The 20,597-nt window shown below is 25.5% G+C and carries 16 protein-coding genes and 1 tRNA gene; 4 read left to right on the forward strand and 13 right to left on the reverse strand.

Features of this window, described 5'->3' with window-relative positions:
- Window position 1: 1 nt before the first annotated feature.
- From Q0T35_RS08530 to Q0T35_RS08575, 10 genes are all read right to left on the reverse strand, one after another.
- Entirely contained in the window at window positions 2-547 is a 546-nt protein-coding gene (locus Q0T35_RS08530) for a hypothetical protein (RefSeq protein WP_295842556.1), read from the reverse strand.
- A 106-nt stretch (window positions 548-653) separates the two neighbouring features.
- Window positions 654-1,202 (reverse strand): hypothetical protein, encoded by a 549-nt coding sequence (locus Q0T35_RS08535; protein WP_295842558.1) that lies wholly within the window; start codon window positions 1,200-1,202, stop codon window positions 654-656.
- A 116-nt stretch (window positions 1,203-1,318) separates the two neighbouring features.
- Complete coding sequence (locus Q0T35_RS08540; protein WP_295842559.1) at window positions 1,319-1,876, reverse strand: hypothetical protein; 558 nt, start codon at window positions 1,874-1,876, stop codon at window positions 1,319-1,321.
- Window positions 1,877-1,982: 106 nt separating this feature from the next.
- Complete coding sequence (locus Q0T35_RS08545) at window positions 1,983-2,531, reverse strand: hypothetical protein (protein WP_295842562.1); 549 nt, start codon at window positions 2,529-2,531, stop codon at window positions 1,983-1,985.
- A gap of 4 nt (window positions 2,532-2,535) precedes the next feature.
- Window positions 2,536-2,853 carry a hypothetical protein gene (locus tag Q0T35_RS08550; protein WP_295812494.1) on the reverse strand — a complete coding sequence of 106 codons (318 nt, stop codon included), beginning with the start codon at window positions 2,851-2,853 and terminating at the stop codon, window positions 2,536-2,538.
- 16 nt (window positions 2,854-2,869) lie between these two features.
- Complete coding sequence (locus Q0T35_RS08555; protein WP_295842564.1) at window positions 2,870-3,940, reverse strand: LysM domain-containing protein; 1,071 nt, start codon at window positions 3,938-3,940, stop codon at window positions 2,870-2,872.
- 654 nt (window positions 3,941-4,594) lie between these two features.
- On the reverse strand, window positions 4,595-5,860 hold the full coding sequence (locus tag Q0T35_RS08560; protein ID WP_295842566.1) for a PAAR-like protein: 1,266 nt from the start codon (window positions 5,858-5,860) through the stop codon (window positions 4,595-4,597).
- Window positions 5,861-5,863: 3 nt separating this feature from the next.
- Window positions 5,864-6,394, reverse strand: coding sequence for a hypothetical protein (locus tag Q0T35_RS08565; protein ID WP_295842570.1), 531 nt, complete (start codon window positions 6,392-6,394; stop codon window positions 5,864-5,866).
- A gap of 1 nt (window position 6,395) precedes the next feature.
- Window positions 6,396-7,466 carry a LysM domain-containing protein gene (locus tag Q0T35_RS08570; RefSeq protein WP_295842572.1) on the reverse strand — a complete coding sequence of 357 codons (1,071 nt, stop codon included), beginning with the start codon at window positions 7,464-7,466 and terminating at the stop codon, window positions 6,396-6,398.
- Window positions 7,467-8,518: 1,052 nt separating this feature from the next.
- Window positions 8,519-8,601 (reverse strand) — tRNA-Leu (locus Q0T35_RS08575).
- A 785-nt stretch (window positions 8,602-9,386) separates the two neighbouring features.
- Between Q0T35_RS08575 and Q0T35_RS08580 the strand changes: the two genes are divergently transcribed.
- From Q0T35_RS08580 to Q0T35_RS08590, 3 genes are all read left to right on the forward strand, one after another.
- Window positions 9,387-10,523 (forward strand): acyltransferase, encoded by a 1,137-nt coding sequence (locus tag Q0T35_RS08580; RefSeq protein WP_295842576.1) that lies wholly within the window; start codon window positions 9,387-9,389, stop codon window positions 10,521-10,523.
- A 277-nt stretch (window positions 10,524-10,800) separates the two neighbouring features.
- Entirely contained in the window at window positions 10,801-11,580 is a 780-nt protein-coding gene (locus tag Q0T35_RS08585; protein ID WP_295842580.1) for a helix-turn-helix domain-containing protein, read from the forward strand.
- A 161-nt stretch (window positions 11,581-11,741) separates the two neighbouring features.
- The gene (locus tag Q0T35_RS08590; protein ID WP_293919010.1) at window positions 11,742-12,650 is read left to right on the forward strand and encodes a nuclear transport factor 2 family protein; all 909 of its coding nucleotides are present in this window, start codon (window positions 11,742-11,744) and stop codon (window positions 12,648-12,650) included.
- Between the two features lie 424 nt (window positions 12,651-13,074).
- Here the strand turns inward: Q0T35_RS08590 and Q0T35_RS08595 are convergent, their stop codons facing one another.
- The 3 genes from Q0T35_RS08595 to Q0T35_RS08605 all read right to left on the reverse strand — a co-directional run bounded on the left by Q0T35_RS08595 (window position 13,075) and on the right by Q0T35_RS08605 (window position 19,141).
- Window positions 13,075-14,925, reverse strand: a complete 1,851-nt coding sequence (locus tag Q0T35_RS08595; protein ID WP_295842583.1) for a T9SS type A sorting domain-containing protein — start codon at window positions 14,923-14,925, stop codon at window positions 13,075-13,077.
- A gap of 500 nt (window positions 14,926-15,425) precedes the next feature.
- Window positions 15,426-16,982, reverse strand: coding sequence for a hypothetical protein (locus Q0T35_RS08600; protein ID WP_295842586.1), 1,557 nt, complete (start codon window positions 16,980-16,982; stop codon window positions 15,426-15,428).
- Between the two features lie 314 nt (window positions 16,983-17,296).
- Window positions 17,297-19,141: a T9SS type A sorting domain-containing protein gene (locus tag Q0T35_RS08605; protein WP_295842588.1), complete on the reverse strand. Its 1,845-nt coding sequence runs from the start codon at window positions 19,139-19,141 to the stop codon at window positions 17,297-17,299.
- A gap of 799 nt (window positions 19,142-19,940) precedes the next feature.
- On the opposite strand from Q0T35_RS08605, the gene Q0T35_RS11170 reads away from it, so the two are divergent.
- Window positions 19,941-20,045 (forward strand): hypothetical protein, encoded by a 105-nt coding sequence (locus Q0T35_RS11170; protein WP_366800192.1) that lies wholly within the window; start codon window positions 19,941-19,943, stop codon window positions 20,043-20,045.
- The last annotated feature ends 552 nt before the right edge of the window (window positions 20,046-20,597 follow it).

Raw genomic sequence — 20,597 nt, forward strand, 5'->3', positions numbered from 1 at the left:
ATTAATCTTTTTTAGTTAGGATATGAGTAATGGATTGTTTATTCTGTTTGATGTTATCTTGAAAATTTAAACTAATCAAATACTTATGAAAAATAGTGTCTATGTAACGTTCAAAAATTATGGACTCACTTCTTTTTGTAAAAAATAATCCATTAATTATTACAACTTTTTCATTGTTAAAATTTAATTGTAGTGTCATTGCATTTTTCTTATTTGGTATTTTATATTCCACCTTACTTACGTGGTCGATAGGTATAGAATATTTTAATTTTCTATTTATGTATATCAAAATATTATTGTCTATTTGAATATAATATTTACTACTGATGATATAATGAGATATAAAGAATAATAATATGAAAGAAATAATCATAGGAATACCTAAAGTTTTTAAATTGGTAAATACATTTGCTGTTTTTATGTTGTAGAAAATATATTTATCCATCATAATATAAATAAGCATGAAAATAATTACCCAAACTATCATAATTATAATGATTTGGACAATATTTACAGCTTTAAACTCATATTTTTTATTCTGTTCCATATTATTGAAATTTATTTATGAACTTTTCTTTTCTAAATCGGTTATTAAATTCCCTGTTTGATTAGTACAAACTACATAGGTTTTTTCTGGCAAATAAGAGGACATATTAATCTTTTTTAGTTAAAGTAAATGTTGTAATATATTTATGTTTTTTTGTCTTTTCTGAGAAATCATTATCCAATAAATAACGATAAAGAATTGCGTCGAAATAATCGTTTACTATTATAAAATCTTTTTTTTTCGTAAGTAACACCCCAGAAAACATACCTATTTTTAGATTGTTATAATGGAATGCTAAACAACCATTCTTTTGTTTAGCATTAAAATTAAATTCAACTTTTTGCAATTGATTTAATTCTATAAGATGGAAAATTTTATTATCTTTATAAATTCTAATTATATTATCATTTATTTCAATTAAATATTTATTACCTACTATGTAGTTTGAGGTTATAGTCATTAATAAATAAGTTAAAACTATAGGTATTCCTATTACCTTCATATTTGTGAATACATTATAATGTTTTATATCATAAAATATAAATTTATCCATCAATAAATAAATAGTAAAAAATACAGGAACTATAAGAATAAAAATTAAAATAACCCCTTTTATTGTCAAAGCCCTAAACTCATATTTATTATTCTGTTCCATATTATTGAAATTTATTTATGAACTTTTCTTTTCTAAATCGGTTATTAAATTCCCTGTTTGATTAGTACAAACTACATACGTTTTTTCTGGCAAATAAGAGGACATATTAATCTTTTTTAGTTTATGGGAGTAAATCGTTCCGCAAAGTTTTTATTCTTTTTTATTTTAGCAGTATCTTCATTTATGAAAAAATTTGAAAGCATATACTTTCTAAAATAATTAAAATAAAAGTTCTTTAATTGTATTGTTCCTTTTTTTGATGTAAATAAAAATCCTGTAAGTAATATGATATTTTTATCATTAAAGAAAAAATGAATAAAAGTCAGATTAAAGAACATAGTTGATGTTCCAAATTCTACCTTGGTTATCTCAGATAAAGGAATGTCAATAAGTTTCTTCTTCTTTTTGAATATAGAAATTTTTTTGCTATTTAATTCAAAATTTAAAACTGAACTTATAAAAAACTGAGATATAAGGAATGTAGATAATGTAGATAATAAAAATGATAATAAGAATACTTTCTTATTAGTGGAAACTCCACTTTCTCTACTATCAAATAAAAAATTAAATAAGATACAGATAGGTACATATAATATAATCCAAATCGCCAAACATAAATAAGACTGTTTTTTAGAATAAATAGCTCTAAACTCATATTTATTATTCTGTTCCATATTATTGAAATTTATTTATGAACTTTTCTTTTCTAAATCGGTTATTAAATCCCCTGTTTGATTAGTATAAACTACATACGTTTTTTCTGGCAAATAAAAGGACATATTAATCTTTTTTAGTTAGAATATATGCAACGTTTTTATTTTTTGTTTTTATTTCTTCTGTAAAACCTTTATTTAATAGAAAATCGTGCAATATTTCTTCTAAGTAATTTGCAAATTTTTTAGATTCTTTGCGTTCTGTATAAAATACTCCTGATATGATTCGTATCTTATTAATGTCTAAATAAATTAAAAGACATATGCTATTTCTTTTTTCTGGAATACTATAAATAATTTTGTTTATATTGTTTATATTTAGATTATACTTTCGCTTATTGTTTGCATATATTAACATATTATCCCCCTTTAATTGTATATGGTACTTATCGCTTATAATGTAGTATGATATAGCAAATGATAATATAAATGAGAGCAAAAAAGGAATACCAATGATCTTTAAATTGATTATTACATTGACTATTTTATCATCCCGATATAGATATTGCATGAATATAAAAAATGATAAAAATAATATTACCCATACTATTCCAATTATGATTTCCTGTTTTAGATTTACAGCTTTAAACTCATATTTTTTATTATCTTGTTCCATACGATTATAAATTCTTTTTTCTTATATTAATTCCATCAAAAAAAGCCACTTTTAAATACCAAATAAAATATAATGTTAATAATACGCCTAATATGGTCATTAGGATTATCCCTATAATATATTGAGTATTATACATTGATTGACCTGTAATTTCAGCATATCTGTTAGATAATCTTGTATAACTATCCCGATTAAAGAATTTGAGGTTTATTATATGTATCAAATCTGAACAGCCAACAATTAATAATATAATACCTGCTAAACCAAGAAGAACAGCTATAATTGTTGTTTTTAGTAATTCTATTTTAACTTTATTCTTCACACTATTGCTCTTGTTTTTAGGGAGTATAATTAAGCAATCGGGTTAAACTAAACTCACAAGTATTCTCTATATTGTCTGCTACTTCTTCTTTCAGGCTTACAGAACCTTTCTCCAGTAACTTAGTTTCTGTATCAAACTCTATAATACAGCTAAAAAATAATTTATATTCTGTAAAAGAGTATTTAATCGCAGGTTTTAGTATTTCATTATATTTTGCTGTTAATTCCTGTATCAGTTTATCTGATAATTTAACCTCTGCTATTTTTTTTATGGTAAGCATATTTTTGTTTTCACGTACTTTATCATATCTAAACTCTAAAGGAATTACTAAAGGAGGTAATAATGTAGAGGCATAAAAAAATTCTTCTTTTTCTAATTCTTCTATTGGTTTATATAAATATTGGTCAAAGCAAAGAAAATTAAATAGGTTTCTTTGATATTCCTGAATATTGGGATTGTTGAATTGTTTATCTCCAGCCTGTTCTATATTTTTGATTGTTTCTTTGTCTTTTAAAGAAGCGATAAAAGGAAGTTTAGAAAAATCTTTTTCTTTAAATTCATTCCATTGTTTTAAAATAGCATTGCGATTTAACAACTTTTCTATTTTTCCATTTTCTGATAATTGAAAATAAGCCTTATTTTTTATAAATTCTGTAGATTTTACTAATTCAAAGGAATCAGCCAGAGCTGGCGGTATCACTTCATATAAAAATTCTTCTAATTCTGTTCTGGCATATTTTTCTTCTAAATTCTGCTCTAACAGGTATTGAGTTTTTTGATTAACATAAGAAGTAAGGGTATTATTAACTTTGGTACTGTTAATCTGTTCACATCTATATCTGGCTTTGGAATTAAATATAAATTTATTTAAAGGAGCATCAGAATAGAATTGTGTTTGTATTACTTTCTTTTCAGGTATAGGAATTTTAATCTGTTGCCCATGTCCCACTACAGTACTACTAAAGGGTAATTTAATAAACTTAGCTTGAGGATTTAGAGCTTTTATCTCTTCTGGCGTTGTATCATATTTTTTTGCGATAGAAGATAATTTTTCTTCTCCGTATACATTGTGTATTTTGAATTCCATAGTATTTTTAAGATGCGCTAAGTTAAATTATAAATATAAACAAAAACAAATTATTATTTATTTTTTATTAAAATAAATTCTTATGTATTGAGTATTTGGTTTAAATTTTTATTTACTTACGTTAATATTGCTCTATAGTTGTAACCATTGATAAAGCTAACGAACTTATAGATCATACCAATTATTTCTTCTATAAATTTTAGTGATTTATATTATTATTTTATTCTTTATTATCATAAATTCTTTCAAGAATTGTATCAGAGATAATATGCACACAATCATTTCCATACTATGTCACTTCTTCTTTTGAATTATAAACAACTTAACCAGTAGATGCATAGTCTTTTCTATCACAAATACAGCTTTCTTTAAATGGTTTTTACTTTTAAGGTAGACGTTAATAGAATTATTATTGTATGTAAGTTAAAATAGATGTTTGTATTGATAAATGATATTGGTAAATAAGAACAAGTAAAAATAAAACGATCTAAGGAGTTTTTTTTGATTAAATAAGATGTATTAGAAATTTACACTTAAATTCTTTTTAAACGTTCAGAAATAGAACAAGCAATGATTAAATTGAATTAATACTTAATCTAACAATTACAGATAAATTTATGCTATCAGATTAAGTGTTGACTAATCCATATAGCTTTACTTACTCGTTCTAACACTTATACTGTCTGTCGCATCTTGTCTAGCTGTATCAGCTAATTTCCTTCTTGCATTTTCAGAAAAATAACCACTTACCAATGGAACAAAGAAAAGAGCAATAGAAGCACCTTTATTAAGCAAAGAATTAGGATTATTCAATGACCATTTATTATTATTAATATTATCATCCAAATGAGAGATAGCATTATTCCTCATCGTTGGTGTAACCCTGTTTTGATTATAATTACTATTTCTTTTGGCTGCATTATAAACACTTTCATACTTAGGATTAGTTTGTACCTCTCTCCATATTTTTTGAGCTAATTCACTGGTATTTAATTGTTGCCTGTTCATAGTAGCTAATTTCTCAAATTGAGCCTGTAAAGCTACATCTTGTATAATTAACTGCCCTGTCCTATACAATTGTACTACCCCTGCTAAATCTTTTATATTTGGTGGAGCTCCTGATAAAGCTGCTTCTTTTACAGACTTTCCAGTTTCTTCTCCTATAGTTTTAATATCATTATAATTTTTCTTTTCTGCATCATTCATCCTTTGATAAATCTCATTATCTGAATATTTCTCATTTTTTCTCATTATATAACTTTGATAGTTAGTCATGGCATAAGTAGTTCCTATACCACCAACAGTAAAAAATACCTGTTTAGAGAAAAAAGCATTACGAAAACTAAGTAAAGCATTGGAAAAACCACCTCCCTTACCAAGAAAAAAGCCAGAAGCAATAGCACCAGCAGTAATTACCCCTGTTTCTATCCTATTTTGCCATGCTACTGATTCAGCAGCGTGTTTAGCCACATCATAGCTAATTATAGGTTGTAGTATTCCCCCTTTCTCACACATAAGCATAGAGCAGTTAGTAATAGCATTATGACCATTAAATTTTACTCCTTCTTTATAATTTATCCATTCTCCTGCCTGTAAATGACCTGAACAATCATGCTTTACTATTGCTATGGTAGCAGCAGCAGCAAGAATACCTACACAAATACCTGCCACAGCCCAACCAATAGGATTAGAAGCTAAAATCACACCAACAATAAGACCTGCAAAACCTAAGGCAAAATTCATAGGCTTTTTACAAATGAATCTTTCATCTGTATTTCTATCTTCTATAGTTAACAGGGCTTTCTTTTTATAAAAAACGGAAACTTTTGCACGAGTAGCAATAAATCTTTTTGGGGTCTGAATTTTGCTGATAGGTACAAACTGCATAGGTGTATCTTTGGGTATATAAACTTTACTCATTATTTAATGTAGTTTAATTAATAATCTTATTTTTTCGTAAATGAAATATATTCCTAACCCTATAAACAATATAGCAAAAGCAAGTATCAAATGACTATATTTGAAAAAAGTATCATAAGCAGTTTTATTTTCTGGAATGGAGGTACTTTTAAAGAATACCTCAACTTCTTCTTTACATTCTTTTCCAATATAGGTTATTAGATTTTTACCTTTTGTTTTTATTCTTAACATAAATAGCTCATTTAAAGGTAAACAGATATGATAATTTTCAATTTCTGACAATGGAACAGTATTTTTATCAATAGTTATACTACTATTTGAAAAAATAATCTGAATAGATTTTTTCTTCATCTGATTTAAAATTAATCCATACGTTGCAGCTCCCACTGTCAGATATAAAAAAAATCTTAATTTTTCAAAATAGGAACAGAAAAATAGGATTACAGATAAGACAGGCAACCATAAATAGGCGGTTTTCATCATAGTAGAATAATTGTACGCCTTAGCTTCTATTATATTATTTTTTAAATTCATTTTACAACGCTATCTTTTTTAGCTCAAATTTAGTAATAGTTTCGTAATTATTTTTAACCTGTTCACTTAATGAAGCATTGGCATTGAGTAATAGCCCTGTTTTGTTCTCTATTACATACGTAATTCGGTAGATATAATCATATTCTGTATAAGAGAATTTTATTAATGGTTGATACATCTCTGTATATAATCTTTGCAATTCTTTTTCATCCAAATTCTCTCTATTTAAAGTTCCTACTAATCGATAGGTAGTAGATAAATCATCTTCTGTAGCCATACTTTTGACTACCTTTGTTTGTAATTTTATATCAGGAAATAATTGTGATTGCTGATTTAAAGTATATTCTTTTAAATCATCCTGTAAATTTGCTTTGAGTAAAATATGATAAAATAAATTCTTATCTAATACTTCTGCTAATTTCCCATTACTGGAAAATTCTTTATTTCCATTTTTGATAAAATCCTTAATAGTATCAGGATTTCTTTTTTCTAGTTCCTGAAAGAACGGAATATTTTTAGCTTCTTTATTTAAAAATATTTTCCAATTATTCTCAAGTGTTCCTAAATTATGAATTTTAGATATTTTACCTGAATTGTCTTGGGTAAAAATAATTTGATTTCTGATTAATTCTATTTGTTTAATCAATTCAAATGCTTCTTTCATTCCCTGAGGTTGTATAGAAGTAATATAATCCTCTAATGTAACATTCAGGTATTTTTGTTCTTCATTATCTAAGGTTGAATATAAATATTGTGTTTTGAGTTCACAGGAAAAATTGGGAGTTCCATCTATGGTTATCAGATTATCTTGATTACACCGATAACGGGCTTGTTTAATAAATTCTCCTTTGGGAATGGTATCTCCTTGCTTTCGTTCTACCTTTACTTGCTCTTTTGTTCTAACAGGAATTTTAATCTGTTGCCCATGTCCCACTACAGTACTACTAAAGGGTAATTTAATAAACTTAGCTTGAGGATTTAGAGCTTTTATCTCTTCTGGCGTTGTATCATATTTTTTTGCGATAGAAGATAATTTTTCTTCTCCGTATACATTGTGTATTTTGAATTCCATAGTATTTTTAAGATGCGCTAAGTTAAATTATAAATATAAACAAAAACAAATTATTATTTATTTTTTATTAAAATAAATTCTTATGTATTGAGTATTTGGTTTAAATTTTTATTTACTTACGTTAATATTGCTCTATAGTTGTAACCATTGATAAAGCTAACGAACTTATAGATCATACCAATTATTTCTTCTATAAATTTTAGTGATTTATATTATTATTTTATTCTTTATTATCATAAATTCTTTCAAGAATTGTATCAGAGATAATATGCACACAATCATTTCCATACTATGTCACTTCTTCTTTTGAATTATAAACAACTTAACCAGTAGATGCATAGTCTTTTCTATCACAAATACAGCTTTCTTTAAATGGTTTTTACTTTTAAGGTAGACGTTAATAGAATTATTATTGTATGTAAGTTAAAATAGATGTTTGTATTGATAAATGATATTGGTAAATAAGAACAAGTAAAAATAAAACGATCTAAGGAGTTTTTTTTGATTAAATAAGATGTATTAGAAATTTACCATGTCTTACATAGCTAAAAAAGTGCTTTAAGTTGAATGTTTGTATATATGATTCAATCCCTATATAAAAAATTTATAAAAATTATAGATTAGGATTTATATATACATATTCCCCCTTGTAAGCAAAAAGGAAATCGAATTTCTTTTATGGAGCTAGCTAGGTGATTTTATTTTTTACTTGAATTATTCTGAGTTTCACTTACTGATTTTATCAAAGCGTTACACTTTAACTATAACCATTATAAATATGTTATTTTTCTTATTTCTTATTCAATAAATGAAAATCAATATCTCTTGAATTCCTTATTGATAAATGGCTTAATATGTATTTATTATTGAAACTTGAAAATTAATTGTCATGAAGTTTGTAATTCACTAAAATTTTGTTATCCTTTAACTGTAATAAATCTCTTTTATTTAGAAATTACTTATAGCAACATTATTATATTAGTATAGCTGTACAAAATATTAAAAATAAAAAATCAGGTAACTGAATTTTAGATAGTAGATTTCAATTAATGTACTCACGACCGGATTCGAACCGGCACATCCTATGGACACCACCCCCTCAAGATGGCGTGTCTACCAATTCCACCACGTGAGTTTATGAGCTATTTGAATTTTTAGCTTTGCAAATATAAAAATATAATAGTATTTCGTGCATATGAAATTTTTAAAAAAATTTTGCATTCAATCTTATCTTCTATACAAATTGATAATCTAAATCAACCCATGACTTATTGTTTGCTTATTTCCAATACTTCGTTTTATGGACGGATTTTTGCGCTTTGAAAAAGCTATTAAGGTTGTAAAATGTATAAATGAAGAAATTCTTTCAACCTTAGATTTAACAATCATAGTTATCAAAATAGTTTGTAACTTTTTGAAAGTATCCCGGTAAAAGAGATTGCTTGTTTGTTTCTCTAAATTTTATTAATGTAAACAATCAATTCTGGAAAAGTATATTTACAATTTTCCAAAAAAATCGATTAGAAAATCTAATAGTTAAATTTTCAATTTTGACATTCTGATTAAAATCGGAATTATCGAAAAGCCGACAATGGGGAATATAGGGGGTAATCAATACAATATCTTCACGAAAAAAAGGTTCAACGCATTCTCACATTCTTCTTATTCCGTTGTCTGTGATTATATAAGCTAATTGTCTGGTTGCTTGTGCATTCCAATTTATTCTCACATGATCAAAACGAAAAGATTGCTCTACAAAACTTGACAAGTGAATATATATTTTGCATTTTTTAACACTTATTATATACTAAAAACTGTTTATATACTAATATAAGACAATATTAATTTATTATATCCCTATATTTTAATATATAATTATTTTAATTTTGCAATACAAATAAAAAATAATATTTTTAATTAATGAAAAATACAATAAATGTAAAAGCATCAAAGCCGCATTATGTAATTCTTGATGGTTTACGTGGAGTTGCGGCTATTATGGTTGTCCTATATCATGTGCTGGAAATTTACTCTCAAAATAATCACGCTTTACAAATTATTAATCACGGCTATCTGGCAGTTGATTTCTTCTTTCTATTATCCGGGTATGTATTGGGATATGCGTATGATGATCGTTGGGGAACCATGACGTTAAAAGATTTTTTTAAACGACGTATAGTCCGACTTCACCCTATGATTATTGCCGGAATGCTGTTAGGGGCATTATTATATTATTTTCAAGATGCACCAGCATTGGGCTGGAAAGAAACATCAGATGTTTCTATAATGAAATTGTTGCTAATTATGGCTCTTGGTATGTTATTAATTCCCGTAGGTAAAAGTTTAGATATCCGAGGATGGAATGAAATGTACCCTTTAAACGGCCCTGCCTGGTCTTTATTTTTTGAATATATAGCAAATATTGTATATGCACTAATTTTACGTCGAACTTCTAAAATAATATTATCTATACTTGTTATTTTTGCAGCAGGAAATACAATTTACTATGCCTTTACAAATCCTCTCGGAGATATAATCGGGGGGTGGGCCATTGATGATCCCAAACAACTAAGAATCGGTTTGACTCGTTTAGCTTTTCCGTTTTTAGCGGGATTACTATTAGCTAGGACTGGAAAACTTAGATTTATAAAAAATGCTTTTTTATTAACTGCTCTTTTATTGGTTATATTGTTATCTATACCTCATTTGGGAGGAGAAAATAACCTTTGGAACCGTTTTTACGAATGTATATGTTTGTTCGTATTCTTTCCATTGATCATTTGGTTAGGAGCCGGTGGAAAAATTAAAAATAAAAAAACCATGTCTCTATGTAAATTCCTTGGTGACATCTCCTACCCTATTTATATTACTCACTTTCCATTTGTTAATATTTATATGGCTTACATTGTCAACAACAACCTCTCTCTGGAAGATTCGTGGCCGTATGGTTTACTTGTAGTGATTATTTCCCTTATCGTAGCTTACCTTTCCATGAAATTTTATGATGTGCCTGTTCGTGAATGGTTAAGAAAAAAACTCTTACAATCTCATAAATAAGGAAATGTTTTATATTTTTAGGTAAACTGGTTTTTTGATTGTTATGAAAAAATGTAAATAAAAGTTAGCTACTTTGTTAATAAAAAAATATTGTATCTAATATATTATAAATTTTATAAGGTAAAAATATAAATTTAAATAATAAAATATTCAAACAATAACAATCCTCACTATAATATTATGATTATTTGTATATTTGAAAAAAATTTTCCACTTGATATCCTATTCATTTAATGAACTATTACCTTTTGGTTTTGAAATAAAAAATTTGCCTACAATGAATCGAAAGGCCTGTTCTATAACCAGAAAGCCTCATCGTGCAAGCTTTTATCAAATTATCCGAATAACAAGTGGTAAAACTATTCAAAAAGTTGATTTTACCCCTATAGAGGTTTCAGCAGGCGAAATGTTATTTATAGGTAAAGATCAAATACTCTCATTTGATGTAGAATCAGAATATAATGGCGAAATTATTTTATTCACAGATGAGTTTTACATCAGAAATGAATCTGACAGTCGTCTTATCAAACAAATCGAACTTTTCAACCCTTTTATAATCAACACTCCTATTTTATTTAATGAACACATAAATTCGATTTGGGAATTGATGAAAAAGATATATTCCCCTGAAGACGATTCTTATATTCCCAATATTTTACATCATTTGCTCAGCAGCTTTCTTTTATATTCGGAAAAGATTAATTCTCATTCAAAAAGAATTGCATCTTCTCCCAATTATCAAATTACTTTACAATTTTCTCATGCTGTAGAGAATTATTACAAAATTATGCGTAAAGTAAATGATTATAAAGCTCATATAGGTATATCTGCAAAAGCCTTATCTAAAGCATTAAAATGCACTGTCGGGAAAAGTCCTAAACAATATATAGATGAAAGAATTTTACTGGAAGCTAAGAGACTATTGGTTTACAGCGAAATGAATGTAAAAGAAATTTCCTTCGAACTAGGTTTTGATGAACCGACCAACTTTAGTAAATTTTTCAGAGAATATGTTGGTTTTAGCCCCATCGATTTTAAAAAGCAGCATCTGTCCTAAATTTATCAGTCTCGGCATCTTTTTTATCAGTATGTTCAGCAAGATCCATTTTACATTTGCACGATAAAAAAGTTTGTAATAATTGAGATTTTAATAGAAACATTTCCATAAACCTAGAGCATAATTCCTTATTCTCTAAAAAATATAAATTATATAATAATATGAAAAAATTAAGTTATGTATTAGCAGTTGTAGGTATTGCTATATTGGCTGTATCATGCAACAACACAAAAAATGAAGCAGTTCAAAATACGGATCAATCTAATTCTGCAGAAACGAAAGAAAATGATCTTAAAGAGATTAAACAATCTAATGCAGAAAAAGTAAAGGAATTACTTTCCTCATTTAGTACGGGTAATGAAGAACCTATTAAATATATTAACCCCAATAAATATATACAACATAATTTAGGAGCTGCAGATGGGGTTGAAGGACTTAAAACTCTAATGGAATTTCTATCGAAGACCAAACCGAGTGTAAAAATCGTGCGTATTTTTAGTGACGGCGATTATGTTGTAGCTCAAACTGAATACGGCTACGAAACACCCACTGTTGGATTTGATATTTTTCGGTTTGAAAATGGATTAATTGTAGAGCATTGGGATAATTTACAAGCAATTCCCCCTACAAATCCAAGTGGGCATTCACTTATAGATGGTGACACTACGATTAAAGAAACAGATAAAGAAGGCTTGGAAGCTAATAAAAAAGTTGCCGAAGGTTTTGTAACAGATGTATTGATGGGTAAAAATCCAAAAAATTTAGAAAACTACTTTGATGGAAACAACTACATTCAACATCATCCTTTGATTGGCGATGGCTTGGATGGTTTGAAAACCGGCCTTGAAAAAATGACTAAAATGGGATTAACTTTTAAATATTCTAAAATTCATAAAATTTTAGGAGAAGGTAATTTTGTTTTAGTAGTATCTGAGGGAGTAATGGCAGACAAACCTACTTCATTTTATGATCTATTCAGAATTGAAAATGGAAAAATAGCTGAACATTGGGATATTGTGGAAACAATTCCTCCGGTAAAAGATCATAAAAATAAAAATGGTAAATTCTAATTTTATATTATCCATATATAACTTTTAGAATAAATGAAAAAAATAGTTTCAGTTTTTCATTCTTTTTTATTACACTTAGGATTTAATGAATAATAAATATTCATTTCCTACATGTTAACATACTTCAACTATACAATAAGACGGTTATAATTGTATGATGTTTTCAATAATTTCATAATAATATAGCCGTCTTTTTTTATTTTAAATAATATCTTTTTTTACATAATTAGATTCTCATTGTTCTATCATTAGAAAAAATGATAAAAATATATTAATAGATTTTAGTAGAATGTAATGATTATCACTTTTCTAATTTAAAATAACATATAATAATAAATTTTAAATCTTTTTACATATTTTTAGGTTTGCTATCTCCATAAAAAAACCTGCACTTGGCAGGTTTTATATTATTATTTTTTATTTATTATTTTTTAATAATTTTTTTAGATACGGTTCCTTTTTCAGTTTTTATGAGTATCATATAAATACCCTTAGATAAATTTTGTAGATCTAATTCGTTGTCAATAATTCTTGAATAGTTTTGTACTTCTTTGCCTGTTAAATCAAATACAGTAGCTTCAATTATTTTTACAGGAGTTGAAATCTTTACGATATCAATTATAGGATTTGGAACAACATTTATTAGTTTAGATAAACTTATGTTAGAATCTGAAGTATTTTCTGAAGGTGTAATAATTTCAATAATTCCTAAAGAATTGTCTATTTTTTTGATATCTACTTCATATTCTAAAATAAATCCTGGAAATAATTTATTTTCCATTTTACAAATTAGGGATTTTCCTGCATTATCCCTACCTGCATAGAAGGTACCTTCTGAAGAAAGCATATTTACTTTCTTATTTCTTGCTTTATCATACCAATTATAGCTAGTAAATGTTCCTTTTATGTCATACTCAGAGGAAATGTCAATTAATTCATTAAATTCTTTAATTCCTCCTTGTAGTATTTCTTGTGGATTTAATTTTAGATATTTGATAGGTAGATAATTTCCTTCTAATGTTGAAAATTTCAATTGATTCTTGTATCCTGTCAAAGAATATAATCGAGGATTATTAGGGATGCTTAAACTTTTTATTTTATTTGAAGAGCAATTAAGTTCAATCATTTCTAAATTATTTGTCACATCTAAATTTGTAAGCTGATTATAAGAACAACTTAAACTACATAATTCATTATTTTCCGATACGTCAAGCTTAGACAGATTGTTGGAATCACAATTTAATTCTTTTAGATATTTACAATTACCTATATTTAATTCTATAATTTCGTTAATTGAACAATTCAAATTTTCCAAATAAATATTTTTTGAGACATTTAATTTTTGAAATTGATTATATGAACAATTTAGTTCTTTCAACAAAACATTCATTGATAAATCTAAATTAGTAAGTTGATTCGATGAACAATATAAATATTGTAAATTTACATTATTATTTACATTTAGTGAGGTAAGTTTATTTAATTCACAGCTGATTAGCTTGAGATTAGGATTTTCAGATAAATTCAATTCTTTTATTTGATTAGAATTACATTTTAAATACTCTAAATTCAAATTTTTTCTTATTTCAAGTGCTTCTAATTGATTTTTTGAACAATCTAATTCTTTCAATTTGATATTTTTTGATAGGTCTAGATCATTTAATTTATTAGAAATACAATATATGCTACTTAAATTAACATTTTTAGACAAGTCTATTTGTGTAAGATTATTTGATGAACAATTTAAATATTCAAGTTTTTTATTTTTAGATAAATCTAAAGATGTAAGTTGATTTGAAGAACATTTTAAAAATTCAAGTTCAGTATTTTTAGACAAATCTAATGATGTAAGCAGATTTGAAGAACAATTTAAATATTTTAAATTTTTAAAATATTTGCCCAAAAATTCTCCGGAAAATTTTTCATAATCAATACTATTAAGATATAATTTTATTAATACGTTATTACTATTAATTTTTTTCCACTCTAATCTGTGGGATAATTTAGTTAAAATATTTTCAGGATACCCTTCTATAGCTTTGGTCATATCATCCCAAATAAGACCTTCTTGTTCATAATTCCATTTATGGGTATCTTCAGAGTACTGAATATAAAATTTTAAAATTCCATAGATATCATTAGCATCGTAATTAGAAGCTACGGGAGCAACGAAATTTTTTTCTAGAAAATCACTTTTTTCTAAAACCGGTTCATTAGCCAACATAAATGTACTCATTAAGCATCCAATTAATGCATATAATAAATTTTTTTTCATAGCAATTTTTTAACTTAAAAATTATTAGACCAATATAGGATAATTAATTGTAATATTTACATTATTAAAACATAAAAAATATTTATAATATCAAATGGCTATTAAAATAAAAAATGGAATTTTAGCTTATACATTGGGTTTAGAAGGGAAAATAAACTAAATTTTATGATTGAAAATTATGTTATTTCATGACAAAAATCATGTATTTTTTTTCAAGATAGATAGAGCTATTTCAACAAGAAAAAAATACATGATTCTGCCATTCTTATTTTTTATTACTAAAAGATAACATTTATTTAAATTTATTTTAAAATATTATAAAAATAAAAGTTAGGATATGTTGTTAAAAATTATATAATTATCTAATTTAAATGTTACTAAAATTATAATCTATCATTTCATTAATAAAAAATTCTACCAATAAAATATTTTCTTTCTGAGCAATTATAAATACACCATTTATTTATTTTTTGCTAAAATGTATAAAGTCTATAACATATTTAGATTTCCTTCTTGCCTACTCGTTGAAAACCTTCAGGTATAGTTCCCTCTACATTTTTATCTGACAAAGCCTTAGTATTTGCAATGGTTACCTCATATAGTAAGATAAAGTTAGGGAATAATTCATTTTTCATTTGGCAGATTAGTGTTTTTCCTGCATTTTCTGTACTAGCATAAAATTTCCCTTTTGATGCATACATATATACTTCTTTTTTGGTTGTCTTATCTAACCATGTATAAGTAGTAATTTTTCCATTGATGAGATATTCTGAAGACAGATCTAACAATTCGAAATAGCCTTTAGAGCCTCCTTGTAAAGTTGCTTGTGGGACTAAATCAAGAGTTTCAATAATACGGAAATCCCCTTGTAAGGTCGAAAATTTTAATTGATTTTCATATGCATATACATGATATAATTTATGAATCTTTGAAACAGTTAAAGAAGAAAGTTGGTTTGAATAACAAGATAAATTAGTTAAGTTAGCATTTTTAGATACATCCAATCCATTAATTTGATTATAGGAACAATTTAATTCTAATAAATTTATATTATTTGATAGATCCAATGCTGACAGTTCATTATAATAGCAATATAAAGATTTCAAATTTGCATTTTTAGACACATTTAATTGAGTCAATTTATTATAGGAGCAATTTAAAGCATTTAAATTAGTTCCTTCAGAAATTTCTAATTGAACCAGTTTATTATAGGAACAATTTAATGTTACTAATTTAGTATTTTGAAAAATGTCCAACGCTGTTAAATTATTGTTACTACAATCTAAACTAATTAAATTATTTAAAGCTGATAATTGTAATTTAACAATCTTATTGTTATTACAATACAACTTTTTTAATTTTAAATTATTTTTTAAGTTTAATTCTGTAAGTTGATTGTTAGCTCCATTTAAATATTCTAGATTTCCATTTTCGGGTAGCTCTATGGAAGTTAATTGATTGTCTCCAAAATATAGTATTTTTAAATCTAAATTTTTGGATACATCTAAATGAGATAATTTATTTTCATCACAATATAGGTGATCCAATTTTACATTATTTGACACATCTAAATTGGTAAGTTGATTGGAATAACAGTCAAAATATTTTAGATTATAATTTTCTGAAACATCTATTGAAGTTAGGTTATTTGCATAACAATCTAACTCTTCCATATTTTTAAAATATTTACCTTCAAATATTCCAAAATATCCTTTTCTAATTAATATTAATTTTACCAAAACTCTAGTATTATCAATTTCTTTCCAAATTAATTGATCAGATAGCTTGGTAAAAATTATTTCAGGATTTCCCTTTATAGCTTTTGACATTTCTTCCCAAGTAAGCCCGGCCAGTTCATAATTCCACTTTTGATCTTCCTCAGAATATTGCATTAAAAAACTCAAGATTCCATAGACATCCATGGCATCATAATTAGAGGTTACAGAAACATGATAACTCTCTTTCAGATAATTTTGTTTATTAAAAACGTTACTTGAAGCTAAAGCTAAAGTATTAAGCATACAATATGCTATAATAACAAATATAATTTTTTTCATAATTAGATATATTTAAAATTTATGATACTAATATAGTATATTTTTGCATATTATATATATAATTTAAGAATAAAATAACTAATTATAAATATATAAAACCATAATAATTTTTTATCTACTGCTTATTTTACAAATTCATAAATAAAAAATTACTTATAAATTTCTAGGAACTTATTTCATTACAAAAGTTAGCTAGACATTTTTTCAAATTGATATATTTTTAAAAAATACTTATTTATTTCTTAAAGTTTTATATTTCGACAAAAAAACCTGCACTTTGTGCAGGTTTTTTTGGATATTTAATTTCTTTATTTTTATCTTTTTATTATTTTTTTATTTATTATCCCTTGTTCAGTTTTTATTGTTATCATATAAATTCCTGAGGGTAAGTCTTGTAAATTTAATTCATTATTTGTAACCTTAGGGATTCTTTTTACTTCTCTTCCTGAATAGCTGTAAACATTTACTGATTCAACTCTTGCTGAAGAATTTATTTTCACATTATCTACTACTGGATTAGGCGTTAATTGTACAGATTCTGATAAATTTGCATGGGGACCTACCAACTTAAAGCCTTCCGGTATGCTTTCGTTTATATTTCTTGTTGTAACCATTTCATCTTTTATCGCTACTTCATATTCCAATATAAAGCCTGGAAATAATTCATTTTTCATTTGACAGATTAATGTTTTTCCTGCATTTTCTGTATTGGCTATGAATTTACCTTTTAATGCAAACATATTAACTTCCTGTTTAGTTGATTTATCTATCCAAGTATAAGAGGTCAGTTTTCCGTCAATGATGTATTCGGAAGAAAGATCCAATATATCAAAATATCCTTTAGTACCTCCATTCAAGGTATTTTGAGGATTTAATATTAGAGACTTTATTGTAAGAAAATCTCCTTGTAAAGTAGACAACTTCAATTGATTTGTATGTCCAACTAATTTAGATAAGTTATTTACTTTTGGTACAATCAATGAAGTAAGTTGATTGTATTCGCAATTCAAGGTAGCTAAGCTAACATTATTTGAAACATCTAACGTAGTTAACTTATTTGAATTACAAGATAAATTAATTAAATTAACGTTTTTTGAAACATCTAACGTAATTAACGCATTTGAATCACAAGATAAATTAATTAAATTAACGTTTTTTGAAACATCCAATGCTGTTAAACTGTTGGAATAACAAAACAAATTAATTAAATTAATGTTTTTTGAAACATCCAATTCTTTAAGTTTATTTAAATAACAATATAATTCTACCAAATTAACATTTTTAGATATATTCAATGAGTTAAGTTCATTACCATTGATTAATAATGTATTTAGATTTATATTATTGGAAAAATCCAATTGGGTCAATGCATTATTACAACAATCTACTTTATTTAACTTAACATTTTTTGATACATCTAATGTTTTTAATTTATTTTTATCACAATCTAAAGTTACAAGTTCAGAATTATTTAATAAATCTAATGAGTAAATATTATTGGCATAAATAATTAAGTTAGTTAGTTTTAAATTTTGAGTTACATTTAGTTCGGTAAGTTTATTATAAAAACCACTTAAAGATGTTAAATTTACATTTTTAGTTATATCTAATTCCTCCAACTCATTGAATGAAAAATTTAAGTATGTTAAACCTAAGTTTCTAGATACATCTAATTTTTTAAGTATATTATAACTACAATTCAACTTCTTTAGATTTATATTTTTAGAAACATTAATTTCAGAAATTTGGTTTTCTTGACAATATAGCTCTTCCAGGTTTTTGAAGTATTTACCATCAAAAATTCCAAAAAAATTATTATTGTTTATAAATAATTTTACTAATACTTTAAAACCATTGGCTTCTTTCCAAACAAATCTACCAGATAATTTATTAAAAATTACATCAGGATTACCATCTATGGCTTTTGATACCTCATCCCAAGTAAGCCCTGCTTGTTCATAATTCCACTTCCCTAATGATTCGGAATATTGCATGAAGAAATTTAAGACACCATAAACATCCAACTTATCATAATTACCTGTTCCGTTTGCAACATAATTTCTTTTCAGGTACTCCTGTTTCTCGGAAACATTACCTGAAGCTAAAGCAATTGTATTGATAAAACACAATACTAAAATAAAAAATAAAGATTTTTTCATGTTTTTATATATTTATTAAAATTATTAATGCTAATTTAGAATAATTTTTTTTAATATAAAAACATTATTAATATAACGAAAAACATTTATTATACTTTTTATGCAAACAAAATAATATAATTTGTTACCTATAAGCTTTCTAAAAAATTAAAGGATTTTTCCTGTTTTATCTATAAACTATATATATTATATTGAATTAATAAAACAAGGAAAATATATTCCCGAAGATAAAAAGCTGAAGACAGCTATTATTTATAGTTTAGGAATCAGTAATTTTAAGAATAGCACTCTTTAATGAGATAATAGGGAAAAAATACTAAAAACTTAAATCAAAGTATAAGATATTTTTATACACTCCCACAAAAAGCTTAATTGAGTTTTAATACTAAATTGCTTCCTTTTAGACGAAAAGTTTCAAAATTATTATGAATATGTTATCTCAACGGATAAAAAAATCGTGAAATTGACATACTTATTGTTGTAAGTATGCTTTTAAAAAATTTTGACGCTACTAACTTAAGTACTATTTAGATGGATAAAATATGCTTATACATAAACTAATGCAGATACTCTTTCGATCCAATTGCACTTTCAATCCTGTAAAACCTTCGGAAATACAGCTTGTTTTAGAAATCTGAAAAAAACATCAGTGAAATCATTGCTATATTCAGCAATTAAAAGAGGCTAAAAATATTATTCTTCTAAAAAATTATTAAAATAATCCCAATTGCATGATTAAATTGCTGAAAAAGCCTCTTATAAAAAAAATATAACAGATGAATAAGCTAATATAATCTTTATAAAATTATTTGGAGCATTTTTATTAATAAGAAATATCTTGACAATTTTTGATCAATTTAAAGGTAATGAAAAACTAAAAGAACGAAATTTAAAAAATTATTAAAAGAAATATTTTTTTATCATGAGTTGCGAGATATAAAGAAAGAAAATGATAAAAATGTAAATGAAGATATCGTCTTTGAAGTGAAGTTTATCAAATAAGTGGATATTACGATTATACCTACACACAAGTAAAATTATAAAGGTGAACCATCTAAAATTATCAATTATATAAATCTATTGATTCAAGCTTAGAGCATCAAAATAAAAAAGACGTTATTGAACAATTGATTTAATCGATAATTTATTTATTCAACATTAACAATATTTGGTGAATTTTTGTTAAAAAAATTACACTTTATTAACTCCCTTTGTCAGATTTTCTTTCACAATAAAAATAGATAAAAAAAACATAAATCTATAATCAATAAACTTCTTACTTATTTAATAATTTTTATCTATTTCCTATGAACATTTTCATCGGAAAATATTAAGTCCAAAAAAGTTCTATAGAATCATATACTTTATTCATTGAAATATGTTTAAAGAATTTTTTTATACAAAAAACCTGCATTAATAATATGCAGGTTTTTTATGATTTTTTTAACTTTTTATT

Source organism: uncultured Apibacter sp. (genome assembly GCF_946479295.1).
GTDB lineage: Bacteria > Bacteroidota > Bacteroidia > Flavobacteriales > Weeksellaceae > Apibacter.

What these genes read in the sequence shown, in the direction of transcription:
- Q0T35_RS08530 (WP_295842556.1), bottom strand. Translation starts at nt 547, where the DNA reads ATGGAACAGAATAAAAAATATGAGTTTAAAGCTGTAAATATTGTCCAA.
- Q0T35_RS08535 (WP_295842558.1), bottom strand. Translation starts at nt 1,202, where the DNA reads ATGGAACAGAATAATAAATATGAGTTTAGGGCTTTGACAATAAAAGGG.
- Q0T35_RS08540 (WP_295842559.1), bottom strand. Translation starts at nt 1,876, where the DNA reads ATGGAACAGAATAATAAATATGAGTTTAGAGCTATTTATTCTAAAAAA.
- Q0T35_RS08545 (WP_295842562.1), bottom strand. Translation starts at nt 2,531, where the DNA reads ATGGAACAAGATAATAAAAAATATGAGTTTAAAGCTGTAAATCTAAAA.
- Q0T35_RS08555 (WP_295842564.1), bottom strand. Translation starts at nt 3,940, where the DNA reads ATGGAATTCAAAATACACAATGTATACGGAGAAGAAAAATTATCTTCT.
- Q0T35_RS08560 (WP_295842566.1), bottom strand. Translation starts at nt 5,860, where the DNA reads ATGAGTAAAGTTTATATACCCAAAGATACACCTATGCAGTTTGTACCT.
- Q0T35_RS08565 (WP_295842570.1), bottom strand. Translation starts at nt 6,394, where the DNA reads ATGAATTTAAAAAATAATATAATAGAAGCTAAGGCGTACAATTATTCT.
- Q0T35_RS08570 (WP_295842572.1), bottom strand. Translation starts at nt 7,466, where the DNA reads ATGGAATTCAAAATACACAATGTATACGGAGAAGAAAAATTATCTTCT.
- Q0T35_RS08580 (WP_295842576.1), top strand. Translation starts at nt 9,387, where the DNA reads ATGAAAAATACAATAAATGTAAAAGCATCAAAGCCGCATTATGTAATT.
- Q0T35_RS08585 (WP_295842580.1), top strand. Translation starts at nt 10,801, where the DNA reads ATGAATCGAAAGGCCTGTTCTATAACCAGAAAGCCTCATCGTGCAAGC.
- Q0T35_RS08590 (WP_293919010.1), top strand. Translation starts at nt 11,742, where the DNA reads ATGAAAAAATTAAGTTATGTATTAGCAGTTGTAGGTATTGCTATATTG.
- Q0T35_RS08595 (WP_295842583.1), bottom strand. Translation starts at nt 14,925, where the DNA reads ATGAAAAAAAATTTATTATATGCATTAATTGGATGCTTAATGAGTACA.
- Q0T35_RS08600 (WP_295842586.1), bottom strand. Translation starts at nt 16,982, where the DNA reads ATGAAAAAAATTATATTTGTTATTATAGCATATTGTATGCTTAATACT.
- Q0T35_RS08605 (WP_295842588.1), bottom strand. Translation starts at nt 19,141, where the DNA reads ATGAAAAAATCTTTATTTTTTATTTTAGTATTGTGTTTTATCAATACA.